The organism is Arthrobacter sp. NPDC058192 (assembly GCF_042883665.1).
Classification (GTDB): Bacteria; Actinomycetota; Actinomycetes; order Actinomycetales; family Micrococcaceae; genus Arthrobacter.
In genome coordinates this window covers 253,156-268,695 of the sequence record NZ_JBHVVJ010000004.1, presented here as the reverse complement: position 1 = coordinate 268,695, position 15,540 = coordinate 253,156, and the positions used below count along the sequence as shown (strand labels likewise).

The window sequence follows — 15,540 nt, the reverse complement described above, 5'->3', positions numbered from 1 at the left end:
GCAAACAGACTGGCGGTGGAATGCAAACAGGCGCCCCCGACTTGATTTCCTGGTCGTAAGCATGCTTAGGATGGGTTCAGGCCGTATCAATCGGCTGCCAAACCAGAGGAAGGAAACACCATGGGACTAGGCGACAAGATTGAGAACGCTGCCGAGAAGGCTGGCGGCAAGGGCAAGGAAGCTGCCGGGAACGCCACGGGCGATGAAAGCCTGAAGGCTGAAGGCCAGGCGGACCAGGCCAAAGGTGATTTGAAGCAGGCCGGCGAGAAGGTCAAGGACGCCTTCAAGAAGGACTGACCAACCGCAGGCAAAGGGCGCATCTCCGACAAGGGGGTGCGCCCTTTGCTGTGCCCGGACGAGTCGAAAACCCTGCGACTCCTAAGTGTCACACTCGGTGACCGAACCTCGACCCTTCTCCGCCGATGCCCCAACCTAATGCTCAAATCCTGAAGTATCTCTGTCCATGAGCCAGCCAACAGCATGGTTTGGGTCCTGCTTTTCTAATTCATCAGGTTCTTCGGCGGCATGCTCGCCCTCATAGGGGTCGGATTCGTGCTGGAATCGATGATCTTCCCTTCACTGTCGTCATGACCGCAAATTCCGCTCGCCCCTTCCTTCGCTCGGCTGGACCGACGACGGTCTGGAAGTGGGCGGGGCGGCGGCGTAGATTGGCGATGCTGGCGGCCATGTCCCGCCGCGGTTTAGGTCCGCCGACGTGCCTGTGCACGATCCAAGGTGAGGCCGTTCATGAGGCTGTACTCGCGACGGCGCACAACCCCCGCCGCGGCGGAGAGGAGTGATCAGATGAGCGAGGTTATCCAACGGCTGCTGGCTGCGATGAATGACCAGGACCTCGAGTCAGCCGCCGCGTTGTTCAATCAGTCGTACAGGAGTGTGCAACCGGCCCATCCGGCCAGGGCATTCGTGGGCAGGGCTCAGATGCACGCGAACTGGGCAGCGATGTTCGCCGGCATTCCGGATTTTCACGCGGAAGTGGTGCGCTCGGTGGACGACGGCAATGCCACGTGGAGCGAATGGACTTGGGCCGGCACCCGCACCGACGGGCAGCCCTTCGACATGCGGGGTGTGACGATCTTCGAGATCGAGGACGGCCTCATAACGGCCGGCCGCCTCTTCATGGAAGAGACCGAACGAGAAGATGTGGGCATCGCCGAGGCAGTCCAGACGTTATCTGGCCGCTTGCCCGAAAATCCATAGCCAGGTCCCGTTCGCCAACGTGCTGCAGCCCCGGAGGGTGGACAGCCACGGGACACCTAGGCTGCAGCCAACTCCTTGAGCTGCCTGCGTTTGAGGTTCGCTGAGGACGGCGGTCCTGGACCTGCCATCGCCGCTCCCGGTCCGGACGACGCCGGAAACCCGCCGCAGTCATGGCGCAGAGGACCGGACCTGCCAATCTAATCCCCAAGACGCGGAGCGATGTTGTGATTGAGTCGGAAGACGTTTTCGGGATCGTAACGGGCCTTCACCGCCGCCAGCCGCTCATAATTGACACCATAAGCGTCCCGAACGCGGTCATGCTCCTGGTCTCCAAGGTTGTTCACGTACACGGCTTCTTTGATGTGCGGACGCATCGCGTCGAAACAGCGGCGGGTCCAATCGATATTGCGGTCGGAGTCGGCCGGATCCTCCCACTGGGACAGGATCAGGAAATCGTACTGCCGATCACGGTGGGCAAACGCGGTGGCCCGCGGATCCACACGGCTGGCCACTCCGGTCATCTGCTGCAACCCGATCCCCGTGTGAGGCGACGGGCTTGTCGCCGCGAACTCCAGAAGGACGTCGATCGCTTCGTCGGAGAGGTCCTTGACATAGCTGGACTTCCAGTAATGTTGTCGGCCGCGCGGGAAATCCGAATCGGATCCGCTCTGGAAGGCCTCGTAGGGCAGCGGACCAATAGCCCCGGCTACCGGACGGCCAAAGTCTCGCAGGGGCTGAAGGACCCGTTCTCCCTCGTTAAGCGGCCCGCAATAGCACACGGCTATCGAGACCATGGATCCACCCTCCGGGTGGCGGGACAGCGAGCCGGCCGTCGACAGCTCATCCGGCGCCCCGCTCGCGAAGCGATGGTAGAACCGGAGCGCATCCCGTGCCTGGTCCGGAGGGAAACTCAGGCCGCCTGCGAGCACCGTGGTGACCGGGTGGAGCTGGTACGTCAGCGAGGTGACCACCCCGAAGTTCCCGCCGCCCCCGCGCAAAGCCCAGTACAGGTCCTCATGGTCGGTCGCACTGGCGGTAACGAGCGCCCCATCGGCGGTGACCACATCGGCCGCGAGCACATTGTCGCAGGCGAGACCGTACTTGCCGTTAAGCCACCCGATGCCGCCGCCGAGGGTAAGGCCGGCGATGCCGGTGACCGAAACAGCCCCCAGAGTCGTAGCCAGCCCAAATGCCTGGGTCTCGTGGTCGAATTCGCGGAGCAAGAGACCAGTCTGCGCCTGGGCTACGCGCCGGCCAGGAATGACGCGCATACCCTTCATCCGCGAGAGGTCGAGCATTAGCCCTTCTTCGCACACCGCGGAACCGGCCACGCTATGCCCGCCGCTGTGGATTGAAAGCGGTAGCTGCTGCGTGCGGGCGAAGAGCACGCCCTGAATGACATCAGCCACCCCTGCGCACCGCAGTATCGCCGCGGGACGGCGATCAATCATGAAGTTGAAAACCCGGCGCGCCCGGTCGTAGTCTTCGTGGGCCGGGGCCAGCAGATCACCACGTATCCGAGCCGCCAGCTCGCGAATGGGGCCCATATCTTGGCCCTGCCGGCTCCCAGCGCGTGCTTCTTCTGGCATGAGGGGCCCCCGATCATTTGAGCCGATCGTCCGCTCTGGGGATAAACATGTCAAGGCTCGGGGCATGCCTCCGGCACCGATAGGCCGCCTCCGAGACGGACCAACGGTAGGCATCATCATGCGAACCGTGCGCCACCAGCGCGAAAACGCCTCTTGGCGTATTAGCACGCGGCATCTTCGGCGTCTTGGAGAATGGAATCATGGAATTCAACCGGCTGCTGCAGATCCGGCGCATCTATGCGCAGCGTGCTGCACTGGAGCTTCCCAGGGGCAAGGAGATTATCGAACGCTGGCCGGACGCCGACGTCGTGCTTGTCGACAACCACTGGAACATCCCTGAGGTGCACGGTGACGAAACAAACGTGCCGCGCTGGTCCCGGATCAAGACGGAGGCGCTGGTCCTCGGGGTCAAGAAAGCGCTGACGGTCAAGCCGAATGGCCGGTCCGCGGACTTTATCGCACCCTCAACCGCGAACGGCTGCGCGATGGCATGTGCCTATTGCTACGTGCCCCGGCACAAGGGGTACAGCAACCCGGTAACCGTGTTCGCGAACATCGACCAGATTGCCGGGGCGCTTGAGCGGCACGCCACACGCCAGGGCATAAAACTGGAGCCCAACCAGTGCGATGCGGAACTCTGGGTCTACGACGTCGGTGAAAACAGCGACTGCTCTGTCGACGCGCTGATCAGCGACAACGTGGAGGATCTCGTCGCGCTCTTCCGCGACTTGCCCACCGCCAAGCTGTCTTTTGCCACCAAGTACGTGAACCCGGCAATGCTCGGCTGGGACCACGGCGGTCACACCAGGATCCGCTTTTCCCTCATGCCCGCGAATTTGGCGAAATCGATTGACGTTCGGACCCCGCCGGTGGCTGAACGGATGGCTGGCATCAACGACTTCGTCGATGCCGGGTACGAGGTGCATGTGAACTTCTCCCCCGTCATCATCACGGACACCTGGCTTAGCGACTGGAAGGAGCTGCTGTGCCAGCTCGATGCCAGCCTGACAGCCGCGGCAAAGGCCCAGCTGGCGGCAGAAGTCATCTTCCTGACCCACAACGAGCGGCTCCACGAGGTCAACCTGGGTTGGCACCCGCAGGCTGAGAACGTGCTGTGGCGTCCGGATCTGCAGGAATCGAAGGTCTCCTCCAACGGCTTCACCAACGTCCGCTACCGTTCAAGGGCCAAGGCGGGCTATGTGCGGCAACTGACCGCACTGATTGCGGAGATCGCCCCTTACTGCCGCATCCGCTACGCGTTTTGATGTTTCACGGTTTGTCTCACTCGACGGTCAGCCGAGTGGAGCCGTTTTAGTTGTGCGGGCCGGGAAGATCCCGGCCCGCACAACTAAACGCTCTGAGAATGCCGCGCGGTTATTTCGCCAAAGTCTGCGCTGGCTCTTTCCCTAGCTTGTTTGCCTTCTCCGCTTCCAACCTTGCCTTTTCCTCTGCTTTGACACCCGCAAGCCATTCGTCGCGGTTGGAGCCGGGGACCCAGCCGGTGTCGACGACCTTCCGCTGGAAGACGATTGCGGCGGATACCAGCACGACAGCGATCAGGATGGTGAGGACCACGCCTGCAGTGGTCCCGGCCCGAAGGCTGACACCGATGAGCGTCCCGAACCAGCCGAAGTCCGCGTCGCCGAAGGTGCTGTTGGAGAAACCGAGTTGGCCGAGCACCAGCAGAAGGATTGCAGGCAGAAGGGTGATGATCACGCCATTCACGAACCCTCCGAACATCGCACCACGGCGCCCGCCGGTTGCGTTGCCGTAGACACCGGCTCCGCCACCGGTGAAGAAGTGGGGCACCATACCGGGCAGGATCAGGGCCAGGCCGAAGGCCGGGTTGAGCCACACGGCGAGGACACCGAGAGCAATGAGTCCTCCGGCGAAGGAGCTTAGGAAGCCGATCAGGACGGCGTTGGCGCCGAAGGGGAAGACGATGGGGATGTCCAGGGCCGGCTTCGCGCCGGGGACGACCTTCTCGGCGATGCCCTGGAATGCCGGCACAAGCTCACCGAGGACGGTGCGGACACCGTAGAGGATGATGGCCACGCCCACGCCGAACTGCAGCGCTTGGCCAAAGCCCGCCATGATGAAGGCGCCCCCGTCTGCAACATCGAAGATGGCCAGCGCTTTGTCGAGCGGCAAGGCGATCAGGCCCCAGATAGCGAAGACCATGTAAATCAGGACCATGGACAGCGAGGTGGCGACCATGGAGTCCCTCAGGAACTTCAGCCCCTGCGGAAACTTGATTTCCTCTGTCGACTTGCTCCGACGGCCGGCAGCCTGGCCGGCCGCACCGGCAGCGATGTAGCCCAGCGTGCCGAAGTGGCCGATCGCAATGGTGTCGTTTCCGGTGATTTTCTTAGTCCAGGGATGCGCAAAGGCAGGCATGACCACCATGATCACGCCGAGCAGGACCGCACCGATGATCACCACAAGCCAGCTCAGGTTGTCGCCCAGCCCAACGGACAGCACCACGGTGAGCATGGTGGCCATGAAGACCATGTGATGCCCGGTCAGGAACACATACTTGAGCGGTGTGAATCTGGCCAAAAGGAGCATAAAGAGGAAGCCAAGGGTCAATACATAGGCGCTCTGGGCTCCAAAGTCTTTTTGCGCAATCGCCGTGATGACTTCATTCGTGGGAATTACACCCTGCGCGCCGGTCACATCAAGAATCAGCGTGCCAAGCGGAGTCAGCGAGCCGACAACGACCGTCGCCCCGGCTCCGAGGATCAGGAATCCAAGAGCAGCCTTCAAAGCACCACCGACAACCTGGCCGGCGTTTCGGCGCAGGGCGATGAGCCCCACGGCAGTGATGATGCCGATCAAGTAGGCCGGCACGTTCAGGATGTGCTGGCCGATAAAGTTCAAAACGACGACGAGCCACTCCATCGTGTGTGCTCCTTTTCTGTTGGTCTGGGTGTGGGTGGTTAGTTGACGGCTTCGGTGAGCTTGTCGGTGATCTCATCAAGATCGAAAAAGTTGTCGATAATAATCACGCGTGCAGGCACATCGCCGATCTCGGGGGCGAGCTCGTCAGACGTGAGGACGATGTCCGCCGTTTGCGCTGCTCCGCGCGCGACGCCGATATCGGCAGCTTCGACGTCGGCATCGACGCCGAGGCTTGTGAGGACTTTTTCTGCATTCATTTTCAGGAGCACTGAAGTTCCAATGCCCATTCCGCACACTGCGACGATCTTCATGGGGTGCCTTTCAATCCAGGGGTGTAAACGAAAACTATTTGGCGGCCAGGTTGCTGAGGATGGCCCTGACTTCATCTGGAGTCGCAGCCGCTTCGAGCTCGGCGCGGGCTTCCTTATCCGAAAGGACTCCCGCGACGGCTTTGAGGACTTCGATGTGCGCGGTGTGGTCGAGGGCCGCCAGTCCAATGACCAGTGAGACCGGATCATTCGAGGAGTGCCCGAATTCGACCGGGGCCTCCAGGCTGACCCAGCTCAAGCCGCCCTTGAGTACCGACTCGGCAGGCCGCGCGTGGGCGAGGGCAATACCGGGCGCGATGACGATGTACGGTCCGTGCTCCTCAACCGCTGCGATCATTTCGTCCGTGTAGTCGTCGGTGGTCACTCCCCCGGCGACGAGGCCATCTCCCGCCAATCGGATGGCCGCCCTCCAGTCGGCGGCCGCCGCGCGGGTGGTGATGGACGACAATTCTTGGGCAAGGTTCAACGCCACAGTGGGAATCCTTAGGTCAACGGAATACGCACAAAGTCGATGTGCGTGACACACGCTACAGCCGCGGCGGACCTTATGTCTACAAATGATCCAAAGTCGCGCTCAGCCGGGTTGCCATTGCCGTTCCCAAGCCGACTTAGGCCTGGGCCCCGGCTCGCGTGATTCTGCTGATGCGATCAGCGTCGAAGAGCGCATCCTGGGCGATCAGGGACGCGCCGGTGACTCCTGCCCCTTGACCGAGACGGCTGGGCTCCACGACCAGGTCCTGGGTCCCAAAATTCCTCGCTCCCGCAAAGATGGCCTCGCGGATCGGCAGCAGGAATGCCTCCCCGGCCTCCGCGAGGTTGCCGCCGACGATTACCGCTTCAGGGTTGAGGAGGCCGACCACATCGGCGATGGTCTGGCCGATGGTGGAGCCGGCCTGCCTGACGAGTGCCAAGGTTGGCGCATCGCCCTGGCGGGCAAGCTCGACGATGTCCGCACTCGTCCGGACCCTGTATCCGCGGCGAATCAATTCGTCCCGGATGACGGCTCCACTTGCGACATCCTCGAGGCGCTGCAAACGTCCACCGTCCGCCCGCGGCTTGCTGGCGTCACCGGCACCTCCGCGCGCGCCGCGGTAGACCTGGCCATCCAGAACAAACGCAAGCCCAAGCCCCATGCCAGCTTTGGCGACAACAAGGTTCTTGTACTCGCTCCACCCGAGTCGCGCCTCAGCGAGAGCCATAATGTTGACGTCGCGGTCCACGGCGAAGACCGCGTGATCATAGCGGCCGGCGAAATACTCGCGGACAAGGATGCCTTCCCACTGGCGGTCGATTTGCGGAGCGGCAAGACGCCCCGACGCGACATCCACGGGTCCCGGAACTCCGACGCCGATGCCGACGACGTCGTTTCTGGTTTTTCCGAGGCGCTTGAGCATATGGTCGAACACCTGGCCGGCCCACTCGAAGATTTCGGCGGGGCCCTCACTCAGGCCGATATCCGCTTCATCGACAGTCAATATCGTGGAGACAAGATCAGTGATCGCAAGGCGTGTATGCGATCCGCCGATATCGACAGCCAGGAGCAAACCTGCATTGGGGTTGACCGCAAAAGTCTCGGGCGGGCGGCCGCCACGGGAGTCAAGCTGCCCCACACTGACAATGACGGATGAGGCAAGCAGTTCATCGAGCCGCCGGGCGAGGGTGATCCGTGACCAGCCCAGCGCTTCGATCAGGTCATTGCGCGTGGTCGCCTTCCCGGACCGGATGAGACTGAGTGCTACACCGGATCCAGTTGAAAGCCCCTGAGCCATAACAGCCTCTCCCTAAGCCCCGGCCTATTGCCGCGGCGACACCTGCAACCATTGACTTAAGTACATTTGTATACCAAAGTAGCCGGCGTGACTACAGCCCCGCTTTCGACCGTCCCATTGTCCTCTGCCCGCCTCGACTCGCGCGCAGTCGCTGCCGCGCAAGCCATCGCGGCGCATCTCGTGGAATCAAAAGGCCACGGGCACGCGGGCACTGCCATGGCATTGGCGCCATTGTCCCATGTCCTGTTTTCCCGGGTCCTGCGCCACTCCCCTACCCGCCCGCACTGGCCGGCACGGGACCGATTCGTCCTGTCCGCGGGCCATGCGAGCCTCCTGCTTTACACCCAACTCTTTTTCACAGGCTACGGACTCACTTTGGCCGACCTTGCCGGAAGCCGCACGCTGGGATCGAAGACGCCGGGGCATCCGGAACTGCATCACACTGTCGGCGTGGAGATGAGCACCGGCCCCTTGGGCCAGGGACTTGCTTCCGCGGTCGGCATGGCCATGGCGGCGCTGCATGAACAGGCCGTGTTCACCCCGGACTCCCAGATCCTGGATCATACAATTTGGGCCCTGGCCGGCGACGGCTGCCTTCAGGAGGGCGTTTCCGCCGAGGCCTCGAGCCTTGCTGGCACCCTCCGCTTGGAGAACCTGGTCGTAATCTGGGATGACAACGGCATCACGATCGACGCCGACACAAGCGGCACATTCTCCGAAGACGTCCGCGCACGCTATGCCTCCTACGGCTGGCGCGTCCTTGAGGTCGGCGATGCCACCGACTTGGATGAGCTCGAGAGGGTGCTCCGGAAGGCCTCGGAGCGGGCTGGCAAACCGACCCTCGTAGCCGTGAAAACCGTCATCGGGGCTCCGTCCAGCAAGGTTGGCGGCACCCCCGCAGCCCATTCCGGAGGATTCGGGGCGGAAGAGCTGGCGAGGGTGAAGGAAAAGCTCGGATTCGCCCCCGACGCTCGGCTCGAAGACCTCGTGGACGAGGAGCTCTTGAACCACACGCGAAAGGCTTCCACCCGCGGAGCAACGCTGCACGCCGAGTGGGACCGGCAATTCGCGCGGTGGGCCGCAGACCACCCAGAAGCAGCCCGCCGCTGGGAGGGCTTCCGCTCCGGCGAATGCGATCTGGCCATGCTCTCGGGTATCGAAACGGGCACCCCAAACGACATGGTCGCTACGCGCAAGACCAATGGAGCGGTTATTGCCACCCTCCACGGAAACGCCCCACTCTGGGGAGGTTCAGCCGACCTCAGCGGCTCCACGAACGTGACCGTCCCGGGCCAACCGTTTTCCGCGGGACATCCTGCAGGCGGGTTCATCCGCTTCGGGATCCGGGAACACGCCATGGCCGCGATTCTAAGCGGCATCGCTCTGCACGGGCCGTGGCGACCTTTTGGCTCCACCTATCTGGCCTTCAGTGATTACATGCGGCCCAGCATCCGGCTCGCGGCGCTCATGGGACTCGGCGTGGTCTACGTCTTCACGCACGACTCCGTGGCGGTGGGTGAAGACGGACCGACACACCAACCGGTGGAACAAATCGCGTCTTTGCGGACGGTGCCGGGCCTGGACGTGGTTCGTCCGGCCGACTCGGTGGAGGTCCTGGCGGTCTGGCAGCGCATTCTTGCAGCACCGGACCGGCCCGTGGCGTTGGTGTTGAGCCGGCAGGACCTACCCGTGCTGCCCTCCACCGCCGAGACTGGGCACGGTGCGAGGTCCGGCGGATATGTCAGATGGCAGAGCGGAGCAGGAGATGACCTTGCGCTCATCGCAACGGGCAGCGAAGTGAGTCTGGCCATAGAAGCCGCACGCACCCTCGAAAGCGAAGGCATTGCCGCGCGCGTCGTCTCGATGCCATGCGTCGAGTGGTTCGGTGCCCTAGACGAAGGCGACCGCGAAGAGGTTCTTCCGTCGACACTGACCGCCAGGGTCGCTATCGAGGCAGGCCGTGGCGATGCCTGGTATCGCTGGGCCGGCTCTGCGGGCCGGGTCGTGTCGATCGAAGAATTTGGGGAGTCCGGTTCAGGGGCCGAAATCATGATGCTTCGAGGCATCCACCTAGACGGAATCCTTGGGGCGGCCCGGGAAGTAATCGGCTTATGAAGTGCCCGTGCAATCCGGCCTTCGAACCCGTGTCGTCTTTTGTCCGGATTCCCCCTCGTTTGAGCAAGGGGACGATCACGGCAATGCCGAAGGCCCCCGTGAGGACGCAGAAAATCGCCAGCGCGGGGTCCCTCAGGCCCCGGGTACGCAAGACCCTTGATGTGGCACCGGGGCGCCTGGCGTAGAGTCTGCGCAAGACACTGCAACCGAATCGAGGGATGACCGATGACAGTTAAAGGCTGGAACCCGCTGGTGCTTTTGCCCGTCGCGTTCGTTGTGACCTTCGTTGTTTGGGCAGGTCTGCGCGTCCGACGCCGGTCCAGAGGCTAACGACTCGTTCAGTTAGCATCGTCTCGTGGCTGAGTAAGCCGGCCGCCGCCTCAGGTGTCCGCCCCGGGTGTCCGGTGTGCGCTCCCGTCCGGTCCGCACGTCCCCTGAGAACCTATGGCCGAATGTAAGATGTCTCCGTGAAGAAGCTCCTCCCTCTCTCCTTGCTGGGCGGCGTTGTCGTCTTGTCCGTCGCCGGATGTTCAACCGCCACCCCTGGCCCAGGCGCGGCCGTTCCGACTCCGAGCGTGACCCCATCCCCCGTAGCCGCGGCTCCGGCCACCGGCTGGGAGCTGGACACCAAGGGCGGTGCCGACCGGATCAAGGCCGCCGGCCTGCCGGTGCTCAACATGGAAGGGGCAGCCGAGCACTTCCACGCCCATCTGGACGTTTTCGTGGACGGCAAGCCCGTCGCTGTCCCGGCGGACATCGGCTTCAGCTTCTCCTCGACCGGTCAGCCTAACGGCATCTCGGCGTTGCACACCCACGACGAGTCGGGCATCGTCCACATTGAGGCGCCGGTCGCGGGTGACACCTATACGCTTGGCCAGCTTCTGACCGAATGGGGCGTCCTGGACGGCAGCGGCAAGCCCGGGACCGCGCGCTCAGGCACATCGGGCTGGTCGGTCGCCGTGAACGGCGCGAAGCAGCACGGGCCCGCCCAGGCTGTCGTACTGAAAGCCCATGACGAGGTCGTCCTGTTCTATGGGACAGCACCGGAACCGCTGCCCACCGCGTTCAAGTTCCCGGCCGGCCTCTAAGCCCCCGTCGCCCGAGCCTGCGGCGCACGACAAGATCAGTTACTAATGGACGACGGTGCCGGTGGATCGCACAACGGTTCCGCTTCTTTGGCTTCGCCCGCTGATGTCGATCTGCAGCCGGCTGCTTTGCAGGGGCGCCTCCAAGGCGTTGGAGAGCTCCGGCAGGGTGGATGTCTGGATGCTGCGGATGAGGTCCCGGACGTCGGCCCTGTCATTTAGGGTCACCTTCAGGGTCAGGTCGGGGGCTATGGCTGAACCTCGCAGCAGGGCCTCGGAACTGACGACACCTGGCAGGGTGTTGATCTGGTTTTCGACGGCGGCGGCGATGACGGACGGGTCGCAGAAGGTGAATCCCTGGCTGCCGTCTTCATGGAAGCGGTACGTGCCCGCCGTGTTTTTCCTGGGGACCTGCGCAAAGATCCACAGCAGCCCCAGCACCCCGACGATGAGGCCGATGATCAGCATGACGGCCGGCGCCCACGGCTGCGCGAGGAGTGAGTACAGATCAACGGTGATGACGGATATCCCTGGGGGCGCGGTGTTTAGCAGGGAATGTAGTGTCCCGTTGGCCTGCAGGAGCAGCGCCGTGCCAGCGGCCACGACGAGGACACCGAGAATTGCCAGCCAGATCCGGTTCAGGGGTCCTGCGGTCTGTCTCATCGGAAACCTTCCGTCAATCGTCGCTGCTGGCGGGCGCGCGAACGGTCCTAGTCTCTGGACCGGACCGTGGCGGTCACCTGCGGAACCGGGGAGAGCCCGGTTTCTTCCAAGCGGGACCGGACAGCCTCCGGGATCCTGGTGCGCAGGTCTCCTGGCTCGTGCAGGTAAGTCCTCACACTGAGGTGTACGCGCCGGGCTGTGGCTGTCGCTGCAGCCGTGTCTACGCCGTCGATCTCCAGGCACCGGGCTTTCGCCAGCCGGGCTACGGCACGGCGCGTCATCACAGTTTCCTGCTCCTGCACCGCCCGCACCTCATCTCCGCCGCCGACTCCGGTAGCGCCGAAACCATCGATTGCGAGCGCACTGTACCGCCCGGGAATGATGGCGCACAGTAACAGGATGATCCCTGCCACTATGGCGGCTATCCCGATCTGCCATACGACGGGGTCGTTCCACGCGAGCGCGGCAAGCCAGTCGCGTGGTCCCTGCAGCAGGGCGGGCCACGTGCCGTTGACCAGCCGGCTGACGCCCAGCCAGACCAGGGCGACGCCGACGGCCAGGAGCAGGATACCCACGATGAGCGCAGGGACGGCGCGGCTGGGCCGGTGCCGCAGGCGCGTTGACCGTTGGTACCCGCTCATAGCAATTTCCTTCGTCCGCCCGTGTCGGCGCCCGTGGACAGCCACGAGATCCTGATGTCGATCTGTCGAACGTCAACCCCGGTCAACTCCGTCACTCTGGTCTTGATCCGGTGCCGCAAGGCCTCCGTGGCCTGGCGTAACGGCACCGGATAGGCCATCCCGACCTCCACACTTAAGGTCGCGATGTTCCCGGAGAGTTCCACGGATGCCTTCGGCCGGGCGGAGAAACCGGCACGGGGTCCGACGCCCAGAAATCCCCCACCGGATGATTCGTCGCTGACCACCTGGGTGGCAATTTTCTCGATCACCCTAGCCGCTAGGACGGTCTGCCCGCGGGCGCCCGTCTCGCCGAAGTCCTCGCCGGCGTCCTCGGCCCCGGGCAAAGGCAGGGCATGGGCTCCTTGCGGGTTCATCGGCTCGATGCTCTACCGAACAGGGCCTGCAAGTCGAGTTTTCCTTCCGCGACCCGGCCGACCAGCAGGCCGACGAAGCCGAGGACCACCACGGCCAGCAGCGCCAGCCAACCGCCGAAGCCCAGAACGATGCCCAGAACGAGACCTATCGTCAGGCACCACCGTGTAGTAGACATAGCCATCCTTTTCGTCATCGTCCCGTTGCCCCTGGCGGAGGATTCTGGGACGGGTGGTTACTGCAGTTGGGTCTTCTGGACCTGTTGGTCTTCGTGGTCCTCGTCGGGCAAGTGGACATCGGTGACATTGATGTTCACTTCGAGCACCTCCAGTCCCGTGGCGCGCTCGACGGACTGGATGATGTTGCGGCGGATGGCCTGGCTGACCTCCACCACGGAGAACCCGTACTCGACGACGATGGACACATCGACGGCTGCCTGGCGTTCGCCCTTTTCCACGCTGACGCCGCCGCTGACATTGGTCTGGGACCCGGGAATGCGTTCGGTCAAGGCGCTGAACGCGCGCCGGCCCGCACTGCCCATGGCGAATACGCCGGGAACCTCGCGGGTGGCCATGCCGGCCAACTTCTGCACTACGGTTTCCTCGATCGTGGTGTCGCCGCGATCGGTGTGCAGTGCGTCCCTCGCCTTCAGTTGTGCCACGTCGCTGCCGTGCTTCTGCTCCTGGGGTGTGTTCACGACGCCGCTGGAAGTTTCGGGGGTCCGGGGTGTCTCGGTCATGGAAAACATCTCCTTGTGGGACTGGTGAGCGTGCTTACACCGGTAAAGACGAAGCCCGGCGGGAATCGTCACGTGATGGCGCGGATTTTTTCCTCACTGGGCAACAGAAGGGCCGTTCGGTTCACGGCGTTGCCCGGCTGTGGCATATTGGGGCACGGGACGGGTCCTTAAGCGGACGGGATGGACAGAGCATGTGTGATCATGGCCCCGGCTTCGAACCGGACCTGGACGAGGGAAGTGTCGTCGCCCGTGCCCAGGACGGCGACCTGGCAGCATTCGAACACCTGGTGCTCACCTATCAGCACAGACTCTTTCGGCTGGCGTATCGGATGCTCAATGACCGCGGCGAAGCCGAAGACATCGTGCAGGAGACTCTGACCACGAGCTGGCGCGGTCTTCCCATGCTCGCCAATGTCGATGCTTTCGGTGGCTGGATTTACCGGCTGGCAACGAACAAATGCCTGGACCTGCTGCGCAAGCGGTCCGCCCATGCCGAGAACATCATCGGTTTGGAGGACATGGACACCCTCCCCGAAGCCGGTTGCCGCGCGGTGTCGGCCGCATTGGATCCAGCCCACGAGGCCGAATTGTCCGCCGAACAGGATGGCCTGACCGCAGTCCTGAGCACACTTCCCCCGGCACAGCGGGCATGCTGGCTGCTGCGGGAAATGCACGGACGCAGTTACGCCGAGATTGGTGTAACACTGAAGATAAGCCCGACGGCGGTTCGCGGCACACTCGCGCGGGCACGGCACCAGATAGCGGAAGGGATGAGCCAATGGCGCTAGACGACTTCCCCCGGCTCGGCTGTGGCCGTAGCCTTGACAGCATCTGGGCCACGATCGACCGCCCACCCACCGCACACGAGGAACAGTGCGACCAATGCCAGACCGCCAGAACCCGGCTGCAAAGACTCAGCGAAGCAACCAAATCACTGCGTGAAAGCGATCTTCACGACCCCACGCTGAAACCCCGTGCCGGGATCAAAAACGCCATCATGGAAGTGGCCCGCGCGAAAGTCCGCCGCGGCAACAGGATCCTCCTGCACAGCGCAGACAACGGCACCACGGAGATCAGCGAACAGGCCCTGAGCTCCCTCATCCGGTCGGCAGCAGCAGGCGTCCCGGGTGTCCACTCACGGCGCTGCAGCATCGAAGTACTCTCGGCCGCCGCCAGCGTCGCCGATGAAAAAGCTCCGGCCGGAGCCACCGATACCTCCACTAATGCCGGTCCTCGCCTCATTATCAATCTTCGGGTTGCCGCCGCCCCGGGTATCGTCATCCCCACAACAGTGGAGACGCTGCGACACGTGATCAGCAAAGCGATTCCCGCCGTCGTCGGTATCGGCGCCGGAACCGTCAACATCACCGTGGAGGACCTTTACGATGTCTGACCAATCCCTCAAAGGTTCCATCATCACCAGCCAGCTCATTGCCTCCATCGCCGCCCGCACGACAGTGGAAACGCCCGGAGTCCTCAGACTTGAACCCACCCACCAGGGCTTCCTCCCCCGGCTCCGTCCTGCCGCCCTGCAGAATCTCCGCCATCCCGGCAGCCAGAACGGCACCTACCAGCACGACGGCGTCACCGCGACAATCAGCGACGGCACTGCGTCCGTCCAGCTCTATATCGCAACCGACGTCGCCTATACCGCCCTCCACGTCGCCGACCAAGTGCAACAACGCGTGCGTGAAAGCATCAGCCACACGGGCCTCACCCCAGGCACGATCGACATCACAATCCTCGCCATAGAACCCCGCCGCGGCACAAGAACCATGTAACCCGAGAAGCCCGGCCCGGGTCGCCCGGCGGCTATGGGAGCGTTGGCCGGGAGTCGCATGACGAAGGCGAGTCGGCCGCCGCGACACTTGCACCATCGTCCGTCTAGTCGGGCTTCCGGTCGTGACCTTCCCCCGGTCCGGATGGCGGAAGGGCAGCGGCAGGGCGGCCATGGTTGCCCAATAAATTTAAGGGCTCAAGGAAGGGCACCATAGGATTTTGGCAGCGCATAGGGATTGACGGGCCGGTCCTCCTCGGATGAAGAGGGTTCCCGCGACTGAGGGCAGGTTCGCCTCCACGT

General features: G+C 63.5%; 18 protein-coding genes. 8 read left to right on the top strand and 10 right to left on the bottom strand.

Features of this window, described 5'->3' with window-relative positions:
• The first annotated feature begins 120 nt into the window (after positions 1–120).
• Both ACFVVK_RS06310 and ACFVVK_RS06305 read left to right on the top strand, forming a co-directional pair.
• A complete protein-coding gene (locus ACFVVK_RS06310; RefSeq protein ID WP_390264934.1) occupies positions 121–297 on the top strand; it encodes a CsbD family protein in 177 nt (58 codons plus the stop codon).
• 507 nt (positions 298–804) lie between these two features.
• Positions 805–1,218 carry a nuclear transport factor 2 family protein gene (locus ACFVVK_RS06305; RefSeq protein ID WP_390264931.1) on the top strand — a complete coding sequence of 138 codons (414 nt, stop codon included), beginning with the start codon at positions 805–807 and terminating at the stop codon, positions 1,216–1,218.
• Positions 1,219–1,415: 197 nt separating this feature from the next.
• On the opposite strand, the gene ACFVVK_RS06300 is transcribed toward ACFVVK_RS06305, so the two are convergent.
• Positions 1,416–2,807 carry an FAD-binding oxidoreductase gene (locus tag ACFVVK_RS06300; protein ID WP_390264928.1) on the bottom strand — a complete coding sequence of 464 codons (1,392 nt, stop codon included), beginning with the start codon at positions 2,805–2,807 and terminating at the stop codon, positions 1,416–1,418.
• Between the two features lie 200 nt (positions 2,808–3,007).
• Between ACFVVK_RS06300 and ACFVVK_RS06295 the strand changes: the two genes are divergently transcribed.
• On the top strand, positions 3,008–4,072 hold the full coding sequence (locus ACFVVK_RS06295; protein WP_390264925.1) for a spore photoproduct lyase family protein: 1,065 nt from the start codon (positions 3,008–3,010) through the stop codon (positions 4,070–4,072).
• Between the two features lie 109 nt (positions 4,073–4,181).
• On the opposite strand, the gene ACFVVK_RS06290 is transcribed toward ACFVVK_RS06295, so the two are convergent.
• The 4 genes from ACFVVK_RS06290 to ACFVVK_RS06275 all read right to left on the bottom strand — a co-directional run bounded on the left by ACFVVK_RS06290 (position 4,182) and on the right by ACFVVK_RS06275 (position 7,806).
• Positions 4,182–5,708, bottom strand: a complete 1,527-nt coding sequence (locus ACFVVK_RS06290; RefSeq protein WP_390264922.1) for a PTS ascorbate transporter subunit IIC — start codon at positions 5,706–5,708, stop codon at positions 4,182–4,184.
• A gap of 38 nt (positions 5,709–5,746) precedes the next feature.
• A complete protein-coding gene (locus ACFVVK_RS06285) occupies positions 5,747–6,019 on the bottom strand; it encodes a PTS sugar transporter subunit IIB (protein ID WP_390264920.1) in 273 nt (90 codons plus the stop codon).
• Between the two features lie 34 nt (positions 6,020–6,053).
• Entirely contained in the window at positions 6,054–6,509 is a 456-nt protein-coding gene (locus tag ACFVVK_RS06280) for a PTS sugar transporter subunit IIA (protein WP_390264916.1), read from the bottom strand.
• 136 nt (positions 6,510–6,645) lie between these two features.
• Complete coding sequence (locus ACFVVK_RS06275) at positions 6,646–7,806, bottom strand: ROK family protein (protein ID WP_390264913.1); 1,161 nt, start codon at positions 7,804–7,806, stop codon at positions 6,646–6,648.
• 87 nt (positions 7,807–7,893) lie between these two features.
• Between ACFVVK_RS06275 and ACFVVK_RS06270 the strand changes: the two genes are divergently transcribed.
• Positions 7,894–9,921, top strand: coding sequence for a transketolase family protein (locus ACFVVK_RS06270; protein ID WP_390264911.1), 2,028 nt, complete (start codon positions 7,894–7,896; stop codon positions 9,919–9,921).
• A 575-nt stretch (positions 9,922–10,496) separates the two neighbouring features.
• Positions 10,497–11,009, top strand: a complete 513-nt coding sequence (locus ACFVVK_RS06265) for a hypothetical protein (RefSeq protein WP_390264908.1) — start codon at positions 10,497–10,499, stop codon at positions 11,007–11,009.
• A 42-nt stretch (positions 11,010–11,051) separates the two neighbouring features.
• Here ACFVVK_RS06265 and ACFVVK_RS06260 read toward each other — a convergent pair whose 3' ends face one another.
• From ACFVVK_RS06260 to ACFVVK_RS06240, 5 genes are read right to left on the bottom strand one after another with little or no spacing between them, the layout of a single operon-like run.
• Entirely contained in the window at positions 11,052–11,669 is a 618-nt protein-coding gene (locus ACFVVK_RS06260; protein WP_390264905.1) for a hypothetical protein, read from the bottom strand.
• Between the two features lie 47 nt (positions 11,670–11,716).
• Positions 11,717–12,310: a DUF6286 domain-containing protein gene (locus ACFVVK_RS06255; RefSeq protein ID WP_390264903.1), complete on the bottom strand. Its 594-nt coding sequence runs from the start codon at positions 12,308–12,310 to the stop codon at positions 11,717–11,719.
• Positions 12,307–12,723 (bottom strand): Asp23/Gls24 family envelope stress response protein, encoded by a 417-nt coding sequence (locus tag ACFVVK_RS06250; RefSeq protein WP_390264900.1) that lies wholly within the window; start codon positions 12,721–12,723, stop codon positions 12,307–12,309. The genes ACFVVK_RS06255 and ACFVVK_RS06250 overlap by 4 nt, the downstream gene beginning before the upstream one ends.
• Complete coding sequence (locus ACFVVK_RS06245; RefSeq protein ID WP_390264897.1) at positions 12,720–12,899, bottom strand: hypothetical protein; 180 nt, start codon at positions 12,897–12,899, stop codon at positions 12,720–12,722. Before ACFVVK_RS06245 ends, ACFVVK_RS06250 begins: the two co-directional genes overlap by 4 nt.
• Positions 12,900–12,956: 57 nt before the next feature.
• Positions 12,957–13,460 (bottom strand): Asp23/Gls24 family envelope stress response protein, encoded by a 504-nt coding sequence (locus tag ACFVVK_RS06240; RefSeq protein WP_390264895.1) that lies wholly within the window; start codon positions 13,458–13,460, stop codon positions 12,957–12,959.
• Between the two features lie 191 nt (positions 13,461–13,651).
• Here ACFVVK_RS06240 and ACFVVK_RS06235 point away from each other — a divergent pair, with 191 nt between their 5' ends.
• Genes ACFVVK_RS06235 through ACFVVK_RS06225 form a run of 3 tightly spaced genes read left to right on the top strand, consistent with a single transcriptional unit; the run spans position 13,652 to position 15,241 of the window.
• A complete protein-coding gene (locus ACFVVK_RS06235) occupies positions 13,652–14,248 on the top strand; it encodes an RNA polymerase sigma factor (protein WP_390264892.1) in 597 nt (198 codons plus the stop codon).
• A complete protein-coding gene (locus tag ACFVVK_RS06230) occupies positions 14,239–14,853 on the top strand; it encodes an Asp23/Gls24 family envelope stress response protein (RefSeq protein ID WP_390264889.1) in 615 nt (204 codons plus the stop codon). The genes ACFVVK_RS06235 and ACFVVK_RS06230 overlap by 10 nt, the downstream gene beginning before the upstream one ends.
• Positions 14,846–15,241, top strand: a complete 396-nt coding sequence (locus tag ACFVVK_RS06225) for an Asp23/Gls24 family envelope stress response protein (protein ID WP_390264887.1) — start codon at positions 14,846–14,848, stop codon at positions 15,239–15,241. Before ACFVVK_RS06230 ends, ACFVVK_RS06225 begins: the two co-directional genes overlap by 8 nt.
• Positions 15,242–15,540 lie beyond the last annotated feature (299 nt).